Genomic DNA, 18,461 nt, shown 5'->3' with positions numbered 1-18,461 from the left:
GCCACCGACATGGGCGGCGTGTTCCGGATCCTGATCCTGGAGCGCCACGAGCACCCTGAACACCAGTTCGAGGGCGTGGCCGAGACCAACATTCCCATGCTGTTCTGCGGGGTCGTCACGAAGGCGCAGGTGCTCACACAGGGGGAAGGCGTAGGCCTGCGGCTCACCGAGCAGACCCGGCGCCGGCTCGTGGCGTACAGCGGCGACGTGGCGCTGCCGCCCAAGGATGTGGCGCTTCAGCGGTTCAAGATCGATTACGAAGCGCGCTTCCAATACTTCCAACCGACCAATCCGGGCATCTACACGTTCACCCAGTACGTAAAGCAGCGGCCGACCTGGTATAGCGGCGCGATGGCGGAAGTCATGCAGGTGGCGGGCGGCTACGGGCGCCAGAATCTGCAGGAACTTCCCGAGGACGACATTGAGCGCGCGCGCATGCTGGTCCCCGAGAGATATATGCGGCTGGTGCGCCAGCAGCTTGGCAACGTCCGGCTGCCCGGCTATACCGGCTTCCCGGATCGGGAGGGGCAATTCAAGTGCGAGTACGGCGCCAGCCAATGCAACAACGTTGCCTTCGACACGTCCGGCGGCCCGTGGCTTCTTCAGGTGAATGCACGCGGCGTCTATGCCATGCCGCTGCCCGTGGTGCCCGCGACGACCACCGCGGCGTTTCGCCGGTATGTCATGGACGTGGGCGACGGCGAGCTGCTGAAGCTGCTCGATCGCTTCGGCGGCATGCCCACAGGCGAAGGGTTCCCGCAGTCAGAGGGCGATTTTGAGGCGTGGCGCCGGGCCGGCGTGATCATCCAGGTGTGCGATACCGCGGATTTCTACAGCTTCAGTGCGATGTATTCGGCGGGCGGCTGGGCGATGAATCGCAGCGGCACCGAGGGCTTCAGTACCTGCTGGGGCTACGACGGCGCTGGGCTGATGCAGGTGCATGCCTACAAAATGAACCTGTACTTGGCGCCAGCGCTGGAACAGGGGCGGCTGCGCAACACATGGGAGTACGACCACCCCGAGGACGCGCGCAGGCTCAACGGCTACCTGTCGAAAATCTATGAGACGTTGAAGGCAGGCACCGCGCGCGAACTGGCCATCAAGTACAAGATTCGCCGTGTCCCGGTCGGCGAGATCCTGGCGCGCGCGCAGAGCAGCAGCGGCGCCGATCTGGACTACTGGGAAAACCTTGAACTGCCGCCCATCGCGGCGCACGCCGGCCGTGTCTCGCGCGTGGGCACGGGGCCGTTCTACTGGTTGTCGAAAAACCCGCAGTCGTGCATCCGGCTGAAGTTCCCGGAACTGACGGGGCAGGGCTGCGAGTCGTTCATTCATGTGTCGCCGGACTATATGGGCGACCCGGTGAAGTGCGACACCATCGTTTTCGGCTGTTACGTCGAGGACCAGTTGCGGGTGATCAAGTACTTCTACGACGAACGGAAGTTCAAGCGCGAGACGCAGAGCACCTTCGAGAAGAACATGATTGTCGGCCAGTGGGAGAAGACGGAAACGACCGGCAACAGCGGCCTGATGGGCTACTTCTACACCACCGATTTTGACGATCGGCAGGAGCAGCCGCCCGTGACGACGCACACGAATATTGTCGGCACTGACATGGGCTACGGCAACCCCATGTACCGCACGCCTGGGATTCTGGAGTGCGTCGGCAGTGTCAGCCGGGCCCGCTATTACATGCACCGCACGACAGTGGACACCACTCCGTCGTTCAGCATCGATGTGGCGGCGCTGGTGCCCGTGTTCGAGCGTGACTGCATCTTGTACGCCTATCAGGACCACACGGCGGGCCGCACCCGGTCGGAAGAAACGTCCCAAGGGTCCGTGGCTGACCCGACGTCCTATCAGCTATGGTGCTATGACAGCATCTTCCACTACATCGGGCGAACGAATAACAACAATCGGGGCGAGCCGCCGTCGGTGAATGGGGTGCCCGTCTACGTCGATACCCTGGTCTATGCCCCAACTGAGGTTAGCGACTTTGCCGAAAGCGGCAACTGGTTGCAGTTGCCCGGCGGCGGGTTCCTTGACGTGACCAGCATCTGCGGGCCGTACACGGCGCGCGGGTCACCGCACAACGCCAATGGCGTGATCATCGGCGGCGAGGCGCCGGGATTCAACCCGTATTCGAACACAGTGAAGTACCCGGACACCAGTTCCGGGCAACTCAGTGTGAGCCTGGCTGTGGCCGGCGCCACGGTCGTCAGTCGCGACATGCCGCACACCTGGTACTGGGGCTTCTCGCCGGCGAACGATTTCTATTTCTACCGCGACGCTGTGCATAACGCCATCGGCGACGCCGACTACGCCAGCATCTACGAGACCGCGCCGGACGGCCTGCGCCGACGCTGGGGATACACCACGCTGGCTGACAACAAGACTGCGCATCACTTCATAGGCGTCATCAATGAGTAAATACCGCGACGATTCGAACGACACGGCCGTGGCAAGGGACTCGGTCTGGATCGGCCTGAAAGCGATAACCGAGGGCACGGCGAGGATCACCGAAACCGTGCTGTTCGGCCTGCTGGTGCTCCACGCCGCCGCCGCCGTGGCGGCAGACCAGGTCATCGACTGGCCAGCGCACATGCTGGCGGATCAGGCCCGGGTCAGCGACGCCGCAAGCGATCTCCTGCACGCGCGCTTGCTCATTGCCGAGGCCATCACGATCGGCGAGCGCATCACCGGCACGCTGCGGGTCATGCACAGCGACAGCGCCGGCGCGACCGATGCGGTTGTCGACCGCGTGCGAGGCCTGGCCGTGGATGGCGCGCGCGCGGCCGAAGACGTGCTGGCCAGCCGCCGCGTGCGCACGCTTGCGACGGACACCGCGCGCGTCGGCGACAGCACCGGCCAGGCCACCGCCGTGCTGGTGGTCGATACGGCCACGATCGGCGAGGACGCCACCGGGCGACTGCGCGCCCGAGCGCTGCTGGTGGATACAGCCGTGCTGGCCGATGAGGTGACCGACGGCCATCAGGCTGTCGCGCCGCTGCTGATCGATACCGCGCGCGTGGCGGCCGCGGTGGTCGATCACCTCGCGGCGCGTGACCTGGTTACCGACTTGGCGCTGATCGAGGACGCCCCAGTGGGCGGCGACCAGAACACCGGGCAGGCATGGACAGCCAACGTAGATAGCTGGGCCATGAGCCGGTACGCGCCGTACACGTTCACTTCGATGGCTGTGATCGACGGAAGGCTCTACGGCCTGGCGCCGGATGGCGTCTATGCGCTGGACGGCGGCGAGGAACCGGTAGCTGGCGCGCTCGTGACCGGCAAGATTGACCTGAGCAAGGGCACGCTGGTGCATCCGGTGGCCGCCTATCTGGAATACGAACTGGATGCGGACGGGACGGCCGTCATGGACGTCACCACCACGCAGAGCGGCGTGCAGGCGGACACCTACAGCTATCCGCTGGAGCGAGAGCCGGCCGCCGTCCTGACCAACGGACGATTCAAATTCGGCCGCGGCCTGCGTGGGCGCCATTTCAGCTTCGCGCTTCGTCTGACGGGCAAGCACGCCTATATCAATGACCTGCGCGTCGAATCGGCGCCGACCAAAAGGGGAGTGTGATGGGTATCGCACCAGACAGCATCCTTGGCGTGGCGGTGGATACCGTCACCGAGAAAATCAGCAGCTTGGACAGCCTGGCGCGCACGTACAGCACGCAACTGAGCCAGGCGCTCGCCCAAATCGGCGACATCACCGTGGCCGACGTGCCGGCGCCGACGCGCCCGGATGCGCCCGTAGCGGCGCCCGCGCCAGTGTCACTGGACAACCAGCCAACCTACAGCCCGTCGCCGCTGGTGCTGCCGGACGCGCCGGGCGGCCTGAACATTGACGACCTGCTGAAGGATCTGGACGTGGGCGACATGGACGACCTGCCCGACGCCCCGACCATGATCCCCATCAACATCCCGGATGCACCAAGCATGGCGGTGATCCAGGCGCCGGAGCGGCCGGACATCGACACGAAGGTGGAGATTCCCGAGCCGCCGCAGATTGTCATGCCGGACATGGAGGCGCTGGAGAAGATCACGCTTCCGGATTTCGTGTTCCCGGATCTGCCGACCTTCGATGCGACGCCACCGGATGCCAGTGGCATCACCGTCCCCAATGTCTTTATCAACTGGGCCGAGCCGGTCTATGCGTCCGAGGTGCTGGACGACCTGCAAGCCAAGGTCAGGGAGATGATGGCCGGCGGCACCGGGCTGCCGGCGCCGATCGAGGCCGCGCTGTTCGCCCGCGCGCGGGAGCGCGATAGCGGCGAGACATCGCGGCAGGTTCAGGAGGCAGTGGATACCTGGGCTGGCCGCAACTTCTCGATGCCGCCGGGGATGCTGGCCAAGCAGGTCGACGTGGCGCGCGAGCAGGGCAGGCTGAAGGCGGCCGAGTTGAATCGCGACATCCTGGTGCAGGCCGCGACGTGGGAGATCGAGAACCTGCGTTTCGCGGTCCAGCAGGGCCTGGCGCTCGAACAGTTGACCGAGAACATGCACGAGAACGCGGCCAAGCGCCTGTTCGAGGTTGCCCGCTTCCACGCGGAAAGCCAGATCAACGTGTTCAACGCGCAAGTCAGTCTCTTCAACGCCCAGAACGCCGCCTTCCAGACCCTGGCGCAGGTGTACCGGACCAAGCTCGACGCAGCAATCTCGAAGCTCACCGCCTACAAGACTGCGGTGGAAGGGCAGGTGGCGCTGGGCCAGATCAACCAGCAACGTGTGGACGTGTTCAAGGCGAAGCTGCAGGCGGTGCAGTCCAACGTCGAGGTGTACAAGGCGCTCATGCAGGGCGCATCATTGCGTGCGGACACCATCAAGAACCAGTTCGATGCATACCGGGCGGACGTGCAGGCCTATGCGGAGCAGATCGGCGCAGAGAAGGTGAAGTTCGACGCCTACGAAGCCCGCCTGAAGGGGGAATCGGCCAAGGCCGATGTTCTGGATTCTCAGGCGCGCGCCTACGCGTCGACCATCCAGGGGCTGGCCAGCAAGGCGGACATCAAGGTGAAGGGCGCCCAGATCAGGATGGAGGCGGCGCGCACCAAGGTGTCGAAGTTCCTGGCCGACGTCGACGCGTACAAGGCTGCCTTGCAGGCAAATCTCAGCAACGTGCAGTACGGCACGTCGGTGTTTCAGGCACGGGTGGAGGCCTGGCGCGCCGGCGCCAGCGCCAACGTGGCGAATGCTGAGATGCAGAGCCGCTTCGCGGACATGAATAGCCGGACGAACATCGCCTACGCCGAAATGCAGATCAGCGAGTACACCGCGAAGATGCAGAACGCTGTCCAGCAGGCTCAGATTGCGCTGGAAGGCGCGAAGGCGCTGGGGCAATACACGGCCCAGCTTGCGGCGGGCGCGATGTCGGCTGCGCACGTGTCAGCTAGCATCAGCGGTTCTGGCAGCGCGAACACATCGGAGAGCACGAGTACAAGCACCTCCACCGGCTACAACTATCAGTACTAGGCAAGTCCCGCAGCTCTCTTGTCAGAGGACCGTGGGCTGGCTGGCAGTCGCAGAACGACCGTGGATTCAATGACTCGATGCGCGACAGGACAGCCGTTTTGCATGTAACTCCGGACGGTGACTTATTGGATTGCTAGGCGGGGCTGTCCCAGCGGGTCCCTAGATCGCGCCAAACCGAGGGCTGACTAAGCGGCAAGGCAGTGGTCTTCTTCTCCGGTGAAGGCATAGAAGTCCGTTCCTTGGATGCGCTGCTGCCAGTAGTCCAGCCGGTGGGAGTGAGATGCATCTCTTCCCACTCGTCGTTGATAGACATCTTAGTGTCTCCCTTGACAATCAAGACTTGTGGCGATAGTTGATGCGCCCCTTTGTGAGGTCATATGGCGACATTTCCAATGTGACACGATCTCCGGCGAGCACGCGTATGCGGTTCTTTTTTAGCCGACCTGAGGAGTAGGCCCAGACCGTGAAGCCGTTTTCGAGTATGACGCGAAAGCGGTTGTCCGGAAGCACTTCCGAGACCCTGCCACCAAATTCCACCAGTTCTTCTTTAGCCATGTACGCCTCGATAAATGCTACGTTTTCTCACGCGAGCGGTGTGGAGAGGTACCCGCGGCGCAGCCCGTATGATTGGGGTTGCAAATGCGCGACCGCGCGGTTGCCGGCGTAGCGAGCCGCCTGCTTGGCCTTTGACTCCGAGCCATAGGTGGTATGGCGCATCGAAACGTTTGCGACGACGCGTTCAGCGCCGTCTCGATACTCCGAAATCATGTAGTTCGCGAACCACAGACCTGGTTCTTGCTGAATTGGGAAGACGGAAACGGTGAAGGGGGTGTATTCGTAACTCAAATTGTTCTCTGTTCGGCAACACGGCGAACGTGTACAAAAGTGCCGAGTCATGTTGACTGTCACTGATGCCGTGGTGTTTGTAGTGAAAAAACGGATGGCGCCGCCGAAGCTTCGTTTTTGTGGAAGCAGAGAGGCAAAGACGCAATCGAGACCGTACTTTCGCGAGTCAGCGCTTTCTGTACATACGCTGGCTGCGGTGCGGCTCTGCCGCTGGTCGGATAGGTTAGGGTAAGAGGCTACCCACAAAATCCGGTGTACACCGGAGTGGCCGATAACGCTCTTCTAGTCATGATGTCGCTTCGGCGCGGCTGTCGAACTTTGTCGACAACAGGGATATCGTAACACCTTTAATCGATATCCGCTGCGGCGACGATCGATGTGAGGGCATGGCGAGCGTTGCCCGGCTACAAGATCAAGGCTAGCGCCTCACTGCAACTGCAAGCACCTACGCTTTTTTACCAAGCACCGACCGCTGCATTGCACACTTGCGGACGGTCATGTGCAGCGGCAAAAGCGAGCTTTACCGTACAGCGTTCTTCGATTTTGCAGCGAACGAGCGCGGCCGGACGGTTCGACATTCCTATGGGATCGTGTCCGCAACCGCCCGCCGAAAGGCACCTTTCTTCTTCAGCGCGTTTGCGGAAATTTGGAGAGCCATCCCGTACTCAATGGCAACCAGAACGACAGAGCGGCTAGAGTTTTTGATTGACCGCGTACGACTGCACCTGTATAACCGACCTCGCAGGATCTTCAAGCTAGTCTCGCAGCGTCAGTTGCACCCCGTTAGGGCCACTTTCTCTCCATGTATCTTCCTTGATTGTCGTGCCTCGTCTGCATCCTTCGCTGGCGAGAATCTCTAAGGAGTCCTCACATGGAAACCGGTACTGTAAAGTGGTTCAACGATTCGAAAGGCTTCGGCTTTATTTCCCCCGATGCAGGGGGCGAAGATCTTTTCGCACATTTTTCTGAAATTCAGGGCGGTGGTTTCAAGAGCCTCCAGGAAGGACAGAAGGTTCGTTTCGTAGCAGGCAAGGGCCAGAAGGGTCCCGCAGCAACCAAGATCGAGCCAGTCTAATCAGGTTTGCTAGATTGATGAAAAACCCCGCCAGCAATGACGGGGTTTTTTATTTCCTTTGTCCCGAGTGCAAACACCGGTTAAGTGATCGGCTCTCTTTTGCACTGCGTCGGACCGATTGAAGTTTTTTTGGTCCATAGGAAGCCTAACTAGGCGTGCATCAGGCGAGCACCCTTTGAAGGCGTGGAAATCCGGCCCGCCGCCTTCCCTTTGATCGCCGAAATTGATTGACCATTGGAACGGATGGCGACTGAAGCTCAGGCCACTCCGCATTGACCTTGCTATGCGAGTCGATGAGCGTTGTCACAGCACTGTGAAGGCGAGTCGCCGCAAGGCGGATGAAGGCAAATCGATTTCCTCCGGGCTTCTTCAACGACATGCGGCCTGGGCGGTGTCGCATCAGTGGCATCAACTCCACGTGTCGATAGTTGAAAGTAATGGCGCGGGTAGGCATTGCAAATCCTTCTTTGTTAGCGCGCAGTCTCTCATGTGACGAAGTCGCATGATTTGGTCGTTCGGATGACCGCTGATCGACGACGGCAACGGGGAACGTGTACTGGTCTGGCAGATGATTCACCGTCGGAGCATACGCCCCAACTCTACTGTGCGAGGTAGCCGTAAGAGTCCTGCACCGAATAGGCTGGAAGCCGGGCGAGCAAGGCATTCGAACTCCGCCCCCAGACATGTCGGAGACTAAGATGAAGTCACGAGGCAGAAGCAGGAATCGCTAAATGCACCTGGCGGCATTGAAAGCGCATGTCAAATTGTAGGTGGCTGTGGCTTGGCGTCATAGGGCACTTACAAGTTAGAGCAAGAGGGTCTCCCCGTGTCCCCTGTGAGGCGCTCACCTCGCGACGCGCACCGCGCCAAAGTCGCACCGCATCTCGTTGCCGCAACAGAGCGTGGCCGAAGTTCGAGGAACGGAGCTGCAAATGGCCGCTGCATGCCATATTTCAGTCGTCAAGCTTCCGATGTTGATAACTGGCCGATCTTAGACATCGGCGCGCCCGGTAGAGTCCACATGCACGGATAGCGGCGACTGCCGCTGGTACGGATCCACAGTAACGAATTCGCCCCCTCGCCTCTGAATTTCGTCCCATCAGCGGACTATATGTCACTACCCCTGTAGGGCTGGCCCCTCTGACGAAGGGCACAGAAGATCGCCGGGTATCCGGTCGAAATTCACTCAGGGGCATCCCATGCATGGATTCAAGAAGGGCGCCAAACCGCCCAAGGCGCAGAACTATGCCGGCGGCGGCGAGGTCCAGGGGCCAGGCACGGGCACGTCCGATGATGTACAGGCCACGGTCCCGAACGGCAGCTATGTCATGCCCGCCGACTCCACCGCGCAGATCGGCAGTGACAAGCTGGCCGCGATGGGAAAGGGTGCCCCGGTCGACGTGAACCTCAGCAATGGGGAGAACGTGCTGCCGCCCGAGCAGGTGCATGCCATCGGCGTCCAAGCGCTCGATGCCATGAAGGGCGCCACCCATGCGCCGGCAGGGCCGGCGAGCCTGGGCTTCGCCGCCCAGCCTCAGACGGGCGGCAAGCCTGAACTGTTCTTCGCCGACGGCGGCGTGGTTGATGACCCGAGGAAGTCGCGCGGTCTCACGGGTGTGCCCGCCGCTCCGGCTGTCAATCCGACAGTGGCCGCGGCGCTTTCGCAGCCGGTGACCACATACCCGGCGGATCCTCGCGCCTCGACGTCCACGCCAGCCGTGCCGACAGCGCCAGCCCCCGCGCGCGCCGCGGCGCCGACGGGAGCACCCACGGCAGCGCCTGCACCGGCGCCAGCGGCCTCGCAATCGTCCTTCGGCTTCGTGCCGCAGATGCGGACGGAAGGATCCGGCTGGCGCACGGACTCGGTGCTGCGCGGTACCGGCGACGACGTGGCCAGCCAGTGGGCCAGCGGCGAATATGCCCGCGGCCTTGGCACGCTGGTTCGCGGCACGGCCGCGGTAGTGCCGGCGGCGCTCGCAGACGCCAGTGAAGACCTGTACAACGTGGCCGGCCGGCCACTGATGAATTTCGGCAGTGGGCTGCTTGGCCTTGACCAGCAGGCCGCTGCCGCAACTGCACCCAAGGCGCCGGCAGCCAGTCCAGCCCCATCCACGACGCGCGCCGGCGCGTCGGGGCAGGCGCCTGCGCCAGCCGCTGCCGCGCCAAGCGCGCCAACGCCTGCCCCGACGCCCCAACAGACCGGCAATGGCTTCTCCCCGACTGGCGTTGCCGGTGTTGTCGGAAAGCGTGAGGCGAACGGCACGTACTCGTTCACGAACGACGCAAACACCGTCGCAGGCGCAGCAGGCGGCAACCTGGGGTTCAAAGGCGCCGGCGGGACCGTCAGCACGGTTCCTGCCATGACCGCGAGCGCGCCCAGCACCGGCGCTGGCTTTGCCCCGGAAGGCTTCCCCGCCTACTTCGAGGCAGGCCGCAATGACGACGCGCGCACCAGGGCGCTGGCCGCCGCATCGACTCCCTACCGTGGCTCCCCGAATGGCCAGCTCACCGCCAGCCAACTGCGGGTGCTGGCCGGCCTGCAAGAGAACGATGACAGGACCGCACTCGCCCGCGAGCAGAACGCTTCCGGCATCGCGCGCGAGCAGATCCAGCAGCAGGGTGCCAACCAGCGCGCCGCGGCGCAGGAACTGGGTCAGAACGCTCGTTTCGCTGCCAGCAACGCGCTGGATCAGCAGCGCACGGCGTCCGACGTCGAAGCGCGCGGCTTCCAGACCCGCAACGCCCAGCGGATGGAAAAGCTGTACCAGCAATACGACGCCGCAAAGCCTGAGGACCGCAGCGCTATTGCCGAGCAAATCCGCATGCTGACCGGCAAGGACGCACCGAATCGCTTCACCGTCGTGCCTGGTGGCCAGGAGTACGACCCGCAAGCCATGTCGGTGGTGACACGCCCATCGCGTGTCATCAACAACCAGACAGGCCAATTCATGGACCAGTCGAGCAGTGCGGCCGCCGCCCGGGGCTCCCCGCAGATCGGCAGCGTGCGCGGTGGCTACAAATTCAAGGGCGGTAACCCCGCCGATCAGAAGAATTGGGAGAAGGTTTAATGTCCGATCAGAAGCCGTGGGAAGACTTTGCGCAACAGCCGGCCGCTAGCGCTGCACCGAAGGCAGCACCGAAGCCTTGGGAGGAAATCGGCGGTACCACCCAGCCCGAAGGAAAGGGCGTGCTGGGCCATGCGCGCGACTTCGGGCTGTCCGTTGCTCAGGGTGTCGTAGGTGTTCCCGAAGCGGCTGTCGGCCTTGCTGACATCGCCACCGGCGGCCAGGTAGGCAAGTTCCTGGAGAACCAAGACGGCGCCATCGGCTTCCGGCCCAAGCAGACGCGTGAGTTCCTTGGCTCGCTGATGACGGACGCGTCCAAGCAACAGCAGCAGGAATTCCAAGATGCCGACGGCGTGATCGACAAAACCAAGGTCGCGCTCTCGAATCCGTCGCTCATCACCAACGCCGTTGGGCAATCTCTGCCGCTGATGGGGGCGGGCGGTGTGGCTGGCCGTGCCGTGAGCATGATCCCGCGAATTGGCGGCGCGGTTGCGGGTGCCGTGGGCGAAGGCATCGCCGGCGCAGGTTCGGCGGCAGAACAGATTCGCCAAGAGACCGACGACGGCCTGCTCACGGGCAAGCAAGCCGGGCTGGCCGCAGCATCCGGCGCGGGCACGGCGCTGTTCGGCGCCGTTGCCGGCAAGGCCGCCCAGCGTCTGGGCATCGGCGACATCGATACCCTGCTGGCCACTGGCGGCCCGTCCGCCGTGGCGGCGACCGCGCGAACGGCTTCCAAGAGTCTGCCGCGAAAGGCGCTGGAAGGCGCGATTTCCGAGGGCTTCCTGGAAGAACTGCCGCAGTCGCTGTCCGAGCAGGTGTTGCAAAACCTGGCACTAGACAAGCCGTGGACCGAAGGTCTCAGCGATCAGGCGGTGATGGGCGTACTGTCCGGCGGCCTGATGGGCGGCATCGCCGGCCCGATCCATGGCAGTGCCCCCGCTGCGGCGGCGGCGCCGACCCTGGCCCCCGCGCAGAACGAGCAGCAGCGCCCCGTTGCGTTGCTGCCCCCGCCTGTCTACGACGTCGGCGCTGACGGTGTGGTGCGGACCACTGAGGACCGGAACACGGCACTGGATCGGGCTCGCCGCGGTGAGTTCACCGACGTGACGCCGATGCCAGCGGAACCGACGATCGCTGAACAGCCGCCGCTGCAACTGCCGGCGCCGGTTTACCAGGCAGATGCTGATGGCGTCGTGCGTACGACCGGCGATCTCAACAATGCCACTCAGGCTGCAGCACAGGCCAGAGCAGATCGCCTGGGCCGCATTCGCCGCGGCGACATTCTCGACGTGACGCCGATCGAGGGCGCGCCAAGCCCGTCCGAGCAAATGGGCCTCAACCCGGCGGCCGGCCCGATGTCCACCGCGGCCGCGCTCGCCGTCGACAACGGGGCAAGCCAGCACATGGCGCAGCAGACCGCGCTGCAACAGGCGGCGGACGTAGCGCAGGAGCAGGACAAGGGCACGAAGGGCAACAAGATCGACCCGGAAACGGGGGAGATCACCGGGGCTCAAGGCAGCCTGTTGGCCAACGATCCGGCCACCGAGTTGCAGGGCCGCCTGCACTTCATCCAGCAAACGGCGCGCGCCAACGGCTGGGACATGCGCCTGGTCGCCGAGCGCGACCGCGTGCAGGCTGAACTGGCGAAGCTACGGCCCCAGCAGGAGCAGCAGGCCAAGTCGTCGGCCGCCTCGCAACAGGCGCCGATCACCACGCAGGAAGGTGCCCGGCAGGCTTCGGCCGTGCCCGCGGCAAACACCAATGCAACGCCAAGCGCGCCGAATCTGGAGGCAGCAAATGCGGGCCAACCCCAGCAGCAACCGCAAGCAGCGCCGCAACCTGAAGCTGCTGCGGCGCAATCGCAACCAGCACCTGCCACGGCCACGCCTGCCGCTCTTACCCCGGCTGATCCGAAGCCGGCCAATCTAAAAGAGGGCATCGCTAAGGCTCGTCAAGCCAAGGCAGCGCAGCAGAACGCAGGCCAGGCCGCTGTGCCGCGGCAGGGTCTGGTCGGCGACAAGCTCGCTTCAGGCGAGGCGGTGCTGACAACTTCGGGCCGGCAGACCACGCCGTTCCCGAAGGTGAACATGGGCACGAATCGCCAGGCGTCGCGGACTGCCAAAGCGGCCGCCCAGTGGCTGATGCAGAACGCCCTGGACGAAGCGCGGTCGCGTGGCGACGACTTCAATGCCCGGCAGTTCGAGGCGAATCTGGCGAAGCCGCAGCAGGCAGACAAGGACTCTGCCGAGGAATATCTGTTTGGCACTCCGCTGGCCGTTCAGCCGAAGGCGCTCAAGCCGCTGGCTCCGCAGAGCCCTGCGTCGGCGCAGATCGAGGCCGCTGCGCACGAGGCCGCAACCAGCCAGCAGAACGACCGTCCGGAGCCGACCGACGCGCAGAAAGAAGCCGGCAACTACGCTAAGGGTCATATCCGCGTCCAGGGCCTGGACATAACGGTGGAGAACCCGCGCGGTTCCGATCGCACGGGAAAGCGCCCAGACGGCACCGAGTGGCGCCACACCATGAGCGATCACTACGGCTACATCAAGCGCACCGAAGGGGCGGACGGCGAGCAGGTCGACGCCTATATCGGGCCCAATCCCGAATCACGTCATGTGTACGTTGTAGATCAGCTGGACCAGCAGTCCGGTGGCTTCGATGAACACAAGACGATGCTTGGCTTCGATCAGGAAGCCGATGCCGTTGCGGCGTACCGCTCCAACTTCGATGCTGGCTGGAAGGTCGGACCTGTTCGTGCTATGAGCATGGACGAGTTCAAGTCGTGGCTGAAGGACGGCGACAACCTGTCGCCGGCGACCGATGCTGCGGCCGGCACTCCGGACGAGGCGCAGGAGAACAGGGGCACCCGGAAGGCAAAGCCGGCTCGGGGCGTACTGGCAAAGAAGGCCAAGGACGATGCCCCGGCGCGCGCGAAGACCCGGGCGCTGGAGCAGTCCACTTCTGCACCATCACCGCGTGCAGCATCCGCGAGCGTCGAGGCCGTCCAGTTCTCGTTTGCTGGCCGCAGTGCCCGGGGCGCTGACCTGCATGCTCTGGTGTCGGCGCAGCAGCGGCTGGCAGCCGGCGAGGACGGGGAAGCGGTGCGTCGGGAGACGGGCTGGCACTTGGGCGCTGACGGAAAATGGCGCTTCGAGATCAGCGACCACCTGGCCAGCATTGCTGTGCCGGGTAGTACGGCACGCTCCGTTGTGGACGCAGCGCGCGTCAATGCGATCAACTCGGGGCGGAGCGGTCCGATGATTTCCGACGTGCTCGTGCATCCGCGCTTGTTTGCGGCATACCCGCGACTGGCGCGCATTCCCATCGCCATGATGCCGGCCAATGCGACTGCCGATGCCCGTATCCGACATCTGGCCACTGGCCCAGTAGTGGAGGTGCAGCCGAGCATGCAGCGCGACATGCTCGCATCAGCGATCCTGCACGAATTGCAGCACGAGATCCAACACGCCGAAGGCTTCGCAAAGGGTGGCTCGGTGGACCGATTCACCAGCGACTTCGACAAGACCGGTGCGGTGACGTACCGCCGTCTGGCCGGCGAGGTGGAGGCCCGCAACACGCAGGCGCGCATGCGCATGACGCCGCGCCAACGGCTCGAAATCTCGCCCGAAGAATCGGCAGACATTCGCGCAAGCCGTGTGCTCGTGACGTTCAACGGCCGCGACATTGTCGATGGCGAACTGCCGCAGAACATCAACGGCCTGCCGCTGATGGATACGCAGAAATTGGTACGCGCCTTCGATTTGCAGTATCCGCAGCTTGGCAAGGCGGTGCGCGTGATGCTGGAGCGCGGCCGACGTGGCATGCGCGGCGGCGTCGTGATGATCGACAACAACGATCCCCTACAGATCGCAAATGCCTTCGCAACCAAGACAGGCACTGCGCTGACCAGTGCCATCCAGAAGTTCGAAGACGGCGGCCTGATCAATGGCTTCTACGATTCGAAGTCCGGTCTGACGTTCCTGGTAGGGCCAAACCTTGACCCGATCACGGCACCGGCAGTCCTGCTGCACGAAATGACGCATGGCCAACAGCGCAAGAAGCTGGACCAGCACGCCGCCGACATGCTGAGCAAGCGCGCCACCGTACGGGACCGATCGCTGCGCGAGTTTCTTGACCGCGCTGCCGGCCGGATGGCAGCCGCTGGCGAGGAAGGCAACAGCCGGGAAGCGGCTGCCTACATTGTTGAGCAGGCAGTTATCGAAGGGCGGAGCCAAGGCTTCTCCTTCGCTGACAGCCGGTTTCTCGCGTGGGTCGACCAGACCATCGGCCAGCGCGTCGGTGACCTCCTGCGCAGCTTCCTGGTCACGATCCGTCAGTGGATGCTGCGAAACGGCGTGGGCCTACGCCAGGTCAGCGTTGATGATCTGGTCGGATATGCGATGGTCGGCATGGAGCGCGCGGCGCGCGGCGACGTTCGCGGCGAGGGCGTGGCCCTGAGCCAAGACGATGCCCGCAAGGCGCGAGTACTGCAGGGCGCGCCCGTGGCGGTGCTGACGGGGAAGGAAGCGCCGATCGGCTTTGCGGCAGTGCGGGAATGGGCAACGAACCTGTTTAAGGAGCAGGGTGGGCAGGCAGTGAGTCCGGATCTGGGCGAGGTGGTGCTAGACGGCCGTGCGGTGCGCGATTCGATGGCACATGGCAAGGCCAGCCCGTACAAGTTCGCCGCCTTCGCCGCAGTCAAAGACGTGCTGGAGCGTGGCGCGCTGGTGCATCAGGCGCAGTATCACAAGGGGGAGAGTTTCTACGTGTCGGCACCGGTGGTGATCGACGGGAAGGACGACATTGTGACCGTCCTGGTGCGGCGCGACTCGAACATGCAGCGCATGTATCTGCATTCGGTAGCCACAAAAGAATATCTCCTGAAGAGTCAAGTATCCGGTGCTGATACCGCGAGGGTAGAGCAGCCTTCCGGCTCGTCCAATTCAGGAGACGTGGCCAGTGTACTCCACCGGTTGCTGAATGCAAGGGTGGGTGATGAATCCGACACTGGGCCGCAGTTCAGCCGTTCCGGGATGCGGGCAACGGCGGGCCGGGCCGTACAGGAACTGAACAAGACCTTCAGCGCGCCGGGTGGCCTGTCCTGGTGGCACAAGACGATCGGCACGATGTACAACCTTGCGCAGCGTTCGCCCGCCTTCCGGCCGGTGTTCGAATCGGCGCAAGGCTTCATTGACGACGTTTCGCACTATGCAAACGACGCTGCCGACATGGCGCCGAAGCTGCTGCCGAAGCTGGACACGTGGCGCGATATCGCCAAGGCGCCGGTCAGTGCCGCGGATAACAAGGCCGTGGCCGCACCGATCTTCGAAGGAACCCTGTTGTGGACGCGCGACACGTCCGGCAAGCCGGCGCGCGTTGCCGACCTGGCCGAGGCCGCGGCGCGCCTGAGCACCGAGGACAAGGCCGCCATCCTGCTGGAAAACGGCAAGATCCCTGAGGGGATGCTACGTGCCTGGCGTGGCCATTCGGACGAACAGTTTGCGCGGTTGATCGACAGCCGTTTCGAGTCACAGTTGCTGAAGGCCGGCATCGTCTGGACGGACGCCGAACTGCGCAGCCAGTTCAAGCTGAGCGACGCGCAGGTGGCGCTGTACCACGAGTTCCGTGCCGCGACCGATCGTAGCCTGGACACCATGGCTCGGGCGGACATGCTGCGCTACGCCGGCGACGACGTGAAGGAGCTGCGCGACCGGGTAATGGATGCGCCCGACGTGCGGGCGGCCGCTACGATCCTTCGTGACCATCTGGCGGAGATGGCAGACGCCCGCCCAGACCGCGCAAAGCACCTGATGGAACTGGCGCACGGGGTGATGGACCGGGCCGAAAAGGTGACCCAACTGCAGGCGGAGGGGTACGCCCCACTGTCCCGATTCGGCAAGTACACCGTCGACGTGGTCGATCAGGCCGGCGAGCGTCAGTACTTTGGCCTGTTCGAGACGCGGCGCGAGGCAAATCAGATGGCTGAGCAGATGCGCGGCGCTTTCCCCGATGCTGCGGTCAACCAGGGCACGCTGTCTGAAGAGAGCTACAAGCTGTTCGCCGGCATCACGCCGGAGACGCTGGAGCTTTTCGGGAACGCGCTGGGATTCGATTCGCAAGGCGATAGCGAGCGAGACCAGGCCTTCCAGGAATACCTACGGCTGACGAAGACCAATCGAAGCGCCATGCGCCGGCTGATTCACCGCAAGGGGATTGCTGGCTACAGCGAGGACGTGGGCCGCGTGCTGGCTTCTTTCATCTACAGCAACGGCCGCCAGACAGCGGCAGGCCTGCACATGGGCGACCTGTCGGAAGCCGTCGATGCCATCCCGAAGGAGCAGGGCGAGCTGAAGGACGCTGCCGTCAGGCTGGCCGACTACATCAAGAATCCGCAGGAGGAAGCGCAAGCCGTCCGCGGCCTGCTGTTTGCCCAGTACCTTGGTGGATCCGTGGCGTCGGCGCTGGTCAACATGACCCAGCCGGCCGCGGTAACCTTCCCGTGGCTCAGCCAATTCGGTGGTGCGCGCAAGGCCGCCGCGGAGCTTGGCCGGGCGGCCCGGCAGATGGCCACGAAGGGCTTCCAGTACGAGGCTGACCTGGCGCGTGCGCTGCACGATGCCGAAGAAGATGGCACGGTCAGCCCTCAGGAAGTCCACCAACTCATGGCGCAGGCGCGCGGCAGCGGCTCGCTGCGCGCCGGTGACGGCACGCGTCGGGGCGATGCTCGCGCACTGGGCTCAAACTCGCTGTCGCGCCTGTCTGTCGCGTGGGGCAAGTTGTTCGGCGCCGCCGAACAGGTGAACCGCCGTGTGACGTTCATTGCGGCGTACCGTATGGCCAAGGCGCGAGACATGGCTGATCCTGCTGCGTTCGCGCGCCGGGCCGTCACTGAGACTCAATTTGTCTACAGTAAGGCAAGCAAGATGCAATGGGGTCGGGGCGCCGTCGGCGGCACGCTGTTGACGTTCAAGACCTATTCCATTGCATACCTGGAGCTGATGAGCCGCCTGTGGAGCCAGGGCGAAGCTAGGTCGCAGGAACGGAAGGACGGCCGCAAGGCAGCGCTGCTGATGCTGGCCACGCTGATGCTGCTCGGTGGGGCCGGCGGCCTACCGTTCGCGGAAGATGCGGACGACCTGGTCGATGCCATGGCGCAGATCGCCGGCTACAACTTCTCTGCGAAGAAGGCCAAGCAGGAATTCCTGGAAAGCGTGTTTGGCCGTGATATCGCGTCCTTCATCGACAAGGGCATCACGGGCCTGCCGGGCATGCCGCTGGACGTCTCCGGCCGCCTTGGCATGGGGAACCTGATCCCCGGCACCGGCCTGCTGCGGGAGAGTAACGACCACACCCGCGATGTGTTGGAGATCGTCGGCCCGGCCGGTGACTTCGCCAACCGCATCGTGTCCGGCGCGCGCAAGGTGGCGGGCGGCGATATCGGAGCGGGGCTGCTCGACGCAGCGCCGACAGCCGTGCGCAACCTGGCCAAGGGCGCGGACATGGCGGCAACGGGGATGTACCGTGACACGAAGGGCTACAAGGTGCTCGACACCAACGCCCTCGAAGCAGCGCTGAAGGCCGTCGGGTTCCAGCCGTCCAGCGTGGCCACCATCCAGGAAGCCAACGGCCTGAACCAGCAGGCCAAGGCGTTCTACAACCTGCGGGCGCAGGAGATCCGGGCTCTGTGGGCTCAAGGCATTTTCGAGAAAGACCAGGCGAAGGTGCAGGAAGCCCGCGACGCAGTTGCGGATTGGAACTCGAAGAATCCGGATCAGCAGATTGTCGTGCGCATGCCCGACGTTCTCCGCCGCGTGCGTGAAATGGCGAAGCCGAAGGACCAGCGCATTGCCGATACGGCACCGAAGGCGATGCGTCAGCAGATGCGGGAGGACGTTGCGCGGGCGCGCGCCGATCTTTAGCGCCACCCCTGTAAGTCTTGGCCGTCGAAAGCTGATGGCCAAGACTTCGGTTCCATTGATGGGGGTGCAGCAGCC

Annotated in this window: 8 protein-coding genes; 6 read left to right on the top strand and 2 right to left on the bottom strand. The window is 64.0% G+C overall.

What is annotated here, in order from left to right; translation table 11 throughout:
* Positions 1-9: 9 nt before the first annotated feature.
* The 3 genes from ACOABP_RS01510 to ACOABP_RS01500 are packed head-to-tail and all read left to right on the top strand — an operon-like array spanning position 10 to position 5,481.
* Positions 10-2,430: a hypothetical protein gene (locus ACOABP_RS01510; RefSeq protein WP_474226668.1), complete on the top strand. Its 2,421-nt coding sequence runs from the start codon at positions 10-12 to the stop codon at positions 2,428-2,430.
* On the top strand, positions 2,423-3,589 hold the full coding sequence (locus ACOABP_RS01505) for a hypothetical protein (protein WP_474226667.1): 1,167 nt from the start codon (positions 2,423-2,425) through the stop codon (positions 3,587-3,589). The genes ACOABP_RS01510 and ACOABP_RS01505 overlap by 8 nt, the downstream gene beginning before the upstream one ends.
* The gene (locus ACOABP_RS01500; protein ID WP_474226666.1) at positions 3,589-5,481 is read left to right on the top strand and encodes a hypothetical protein; all 1,893 of its coding nucleotides are present in this window, start codon (positions 3,589-3,591) and stop codon (positions 5,479-5,481) included. The genes ACOABP_RS01505 and ACOABP_RS01500 overlap by 1 nt, the downstream gene beginning before the upstream one ends.
* 333 nt (positions 5,482-5,814) lie before the next feature.
* On the opposite strand, the gene infA is transcribed toward ACOABP_RS01500, so the two are convergent.
* Together infA and ACOABP_RS01490 are read right to left on the bottom strand one after the other, a co-directional pair.
* Positions 5,815-6,036 carry a translation initiation factor IF-1 gene (gene infA, locus ACOABP_RS01495; RefSeq protein WP_474226665.1) on the bottom strand — a complete coding sequence of 74 codons (222 nt, stop codon included), beginning with the start codon at positions 6,034-6,036 and terminating at the stop codon, positions 5,815-5,817.
* 27 nt (positions 6,037-6,063) lie between these two features.
* A complete protein-coding gene (locus ACOABP_RS01490; protein ID WP_474226664.1) occupies positions 6,064-6,327 on the bottom strand; it encodes an isochorismatase in 264 nt (87 codons plus the stop codon).
* Positions 6,328-7,198: 871 nt separating this feature from the next.
* Here ACOABP_RS01490 and ACOABP_RS01485 point away from each other — a divergent pair.
* From ACOABP_RS01485 to ACOABP_RS01475, 3 genes are all read left to right on the top strand, one after another.
* Positions 7,199-7,402 (top strand): cold-shock protein, encoded by a 204-nt coding sequence (locus ACOABP_RS01485; protein WP_027693588.1) that lies wholly within the window; start codon positions 7,199-7,201, stop codon positions 7,400-7,402.
* A gap of 1,199 nt (positions 7,403-8,601) precedes the next feature.
* Complete coding sequence (locus tag ACOABP_RS01480) at positions 8,602-10,470, top strand: hypothetical protein (protein ID WP_474226663.1); 1,869 nt, start codon at positions 8,602-8,604, stop codon at positions 10,468-10,470.
* Positions 10,470-18,386, top strand: a complete 7,917-nt coding sequence (locus ACOABP_RS01475; protein ID WP_474226662.1) for a PLxRFG domain-containing protein — start codon at positions 10,470-10,472, stop codon at positions 18,384-18,386. Before ACOABP_RS01480 ends, ACOABP_RS01475 begins: the two co-directional genes overlap by 1 nt.
* Positions 18,387-18,461 lie beyond the last annotated feature (75 nt).

It is taken from the genome of Cupriavidus sp. HE11, from assembly GCF_056097175.1.
The sequence above is the reverse complement of the archived record's forward strand: the minus strand, read 5'-3'. Positions and strand labels throughout refer to the sequence as shown.

Bases quoted from the DNA above. Each gene is read 5' to 3' on its own strand.
- ACOABP_RS01510 (WP_474226668.1), top strand. From the start codon at position 10: ATGGGCGGCGTGTTCCGGATCCTGATCCTGGAGCGCCACGAGCACCCT.
- ACOABP_RS01505 (WP_474226667.1), top strand. From the start codon at position 2,423: ATGAGTAAATACCGCGACGATTCGAACGACACGGCCGTGGCAAGGGAC.
- ACOABP_RS01500 (WP_474226666.1), top strand. From the start codon at position 3,589: ATGGGTATCGCACCAGACAGCATCCTTGGCGTGGCGGTGGATACCGTC.
- infA (WP_474226665.1), bottom strand. From the start codon at position 6,036: ATGGCTAAAGAAGAACTGGTGGAATTTGGTGGCAGGGTCTCGGAAGTG.
- ACOABP_RS01485 (WP_027693588.1), top strand. From the start codon at position 7,199: ATGGAAACCGGTACTGTAAAGTGGTTCAACGATTCGAAAGGCTTCGGC.
- ACOABP_RS01480 (WP_474226663.1), top strand. From the start codon at position 8,602: ATGCATGGATTCAAGAAGGGCGCCAAACCGCCCAAGGCGCAGAACTAT.
- ACOABP_RS01475 (WP_474226662.1), top strand. From the start codon at position 10,470: ATGTCCGATCAGAAGCCGTGGGAAGACTTTGCGCAACAGCCGGCCGCT.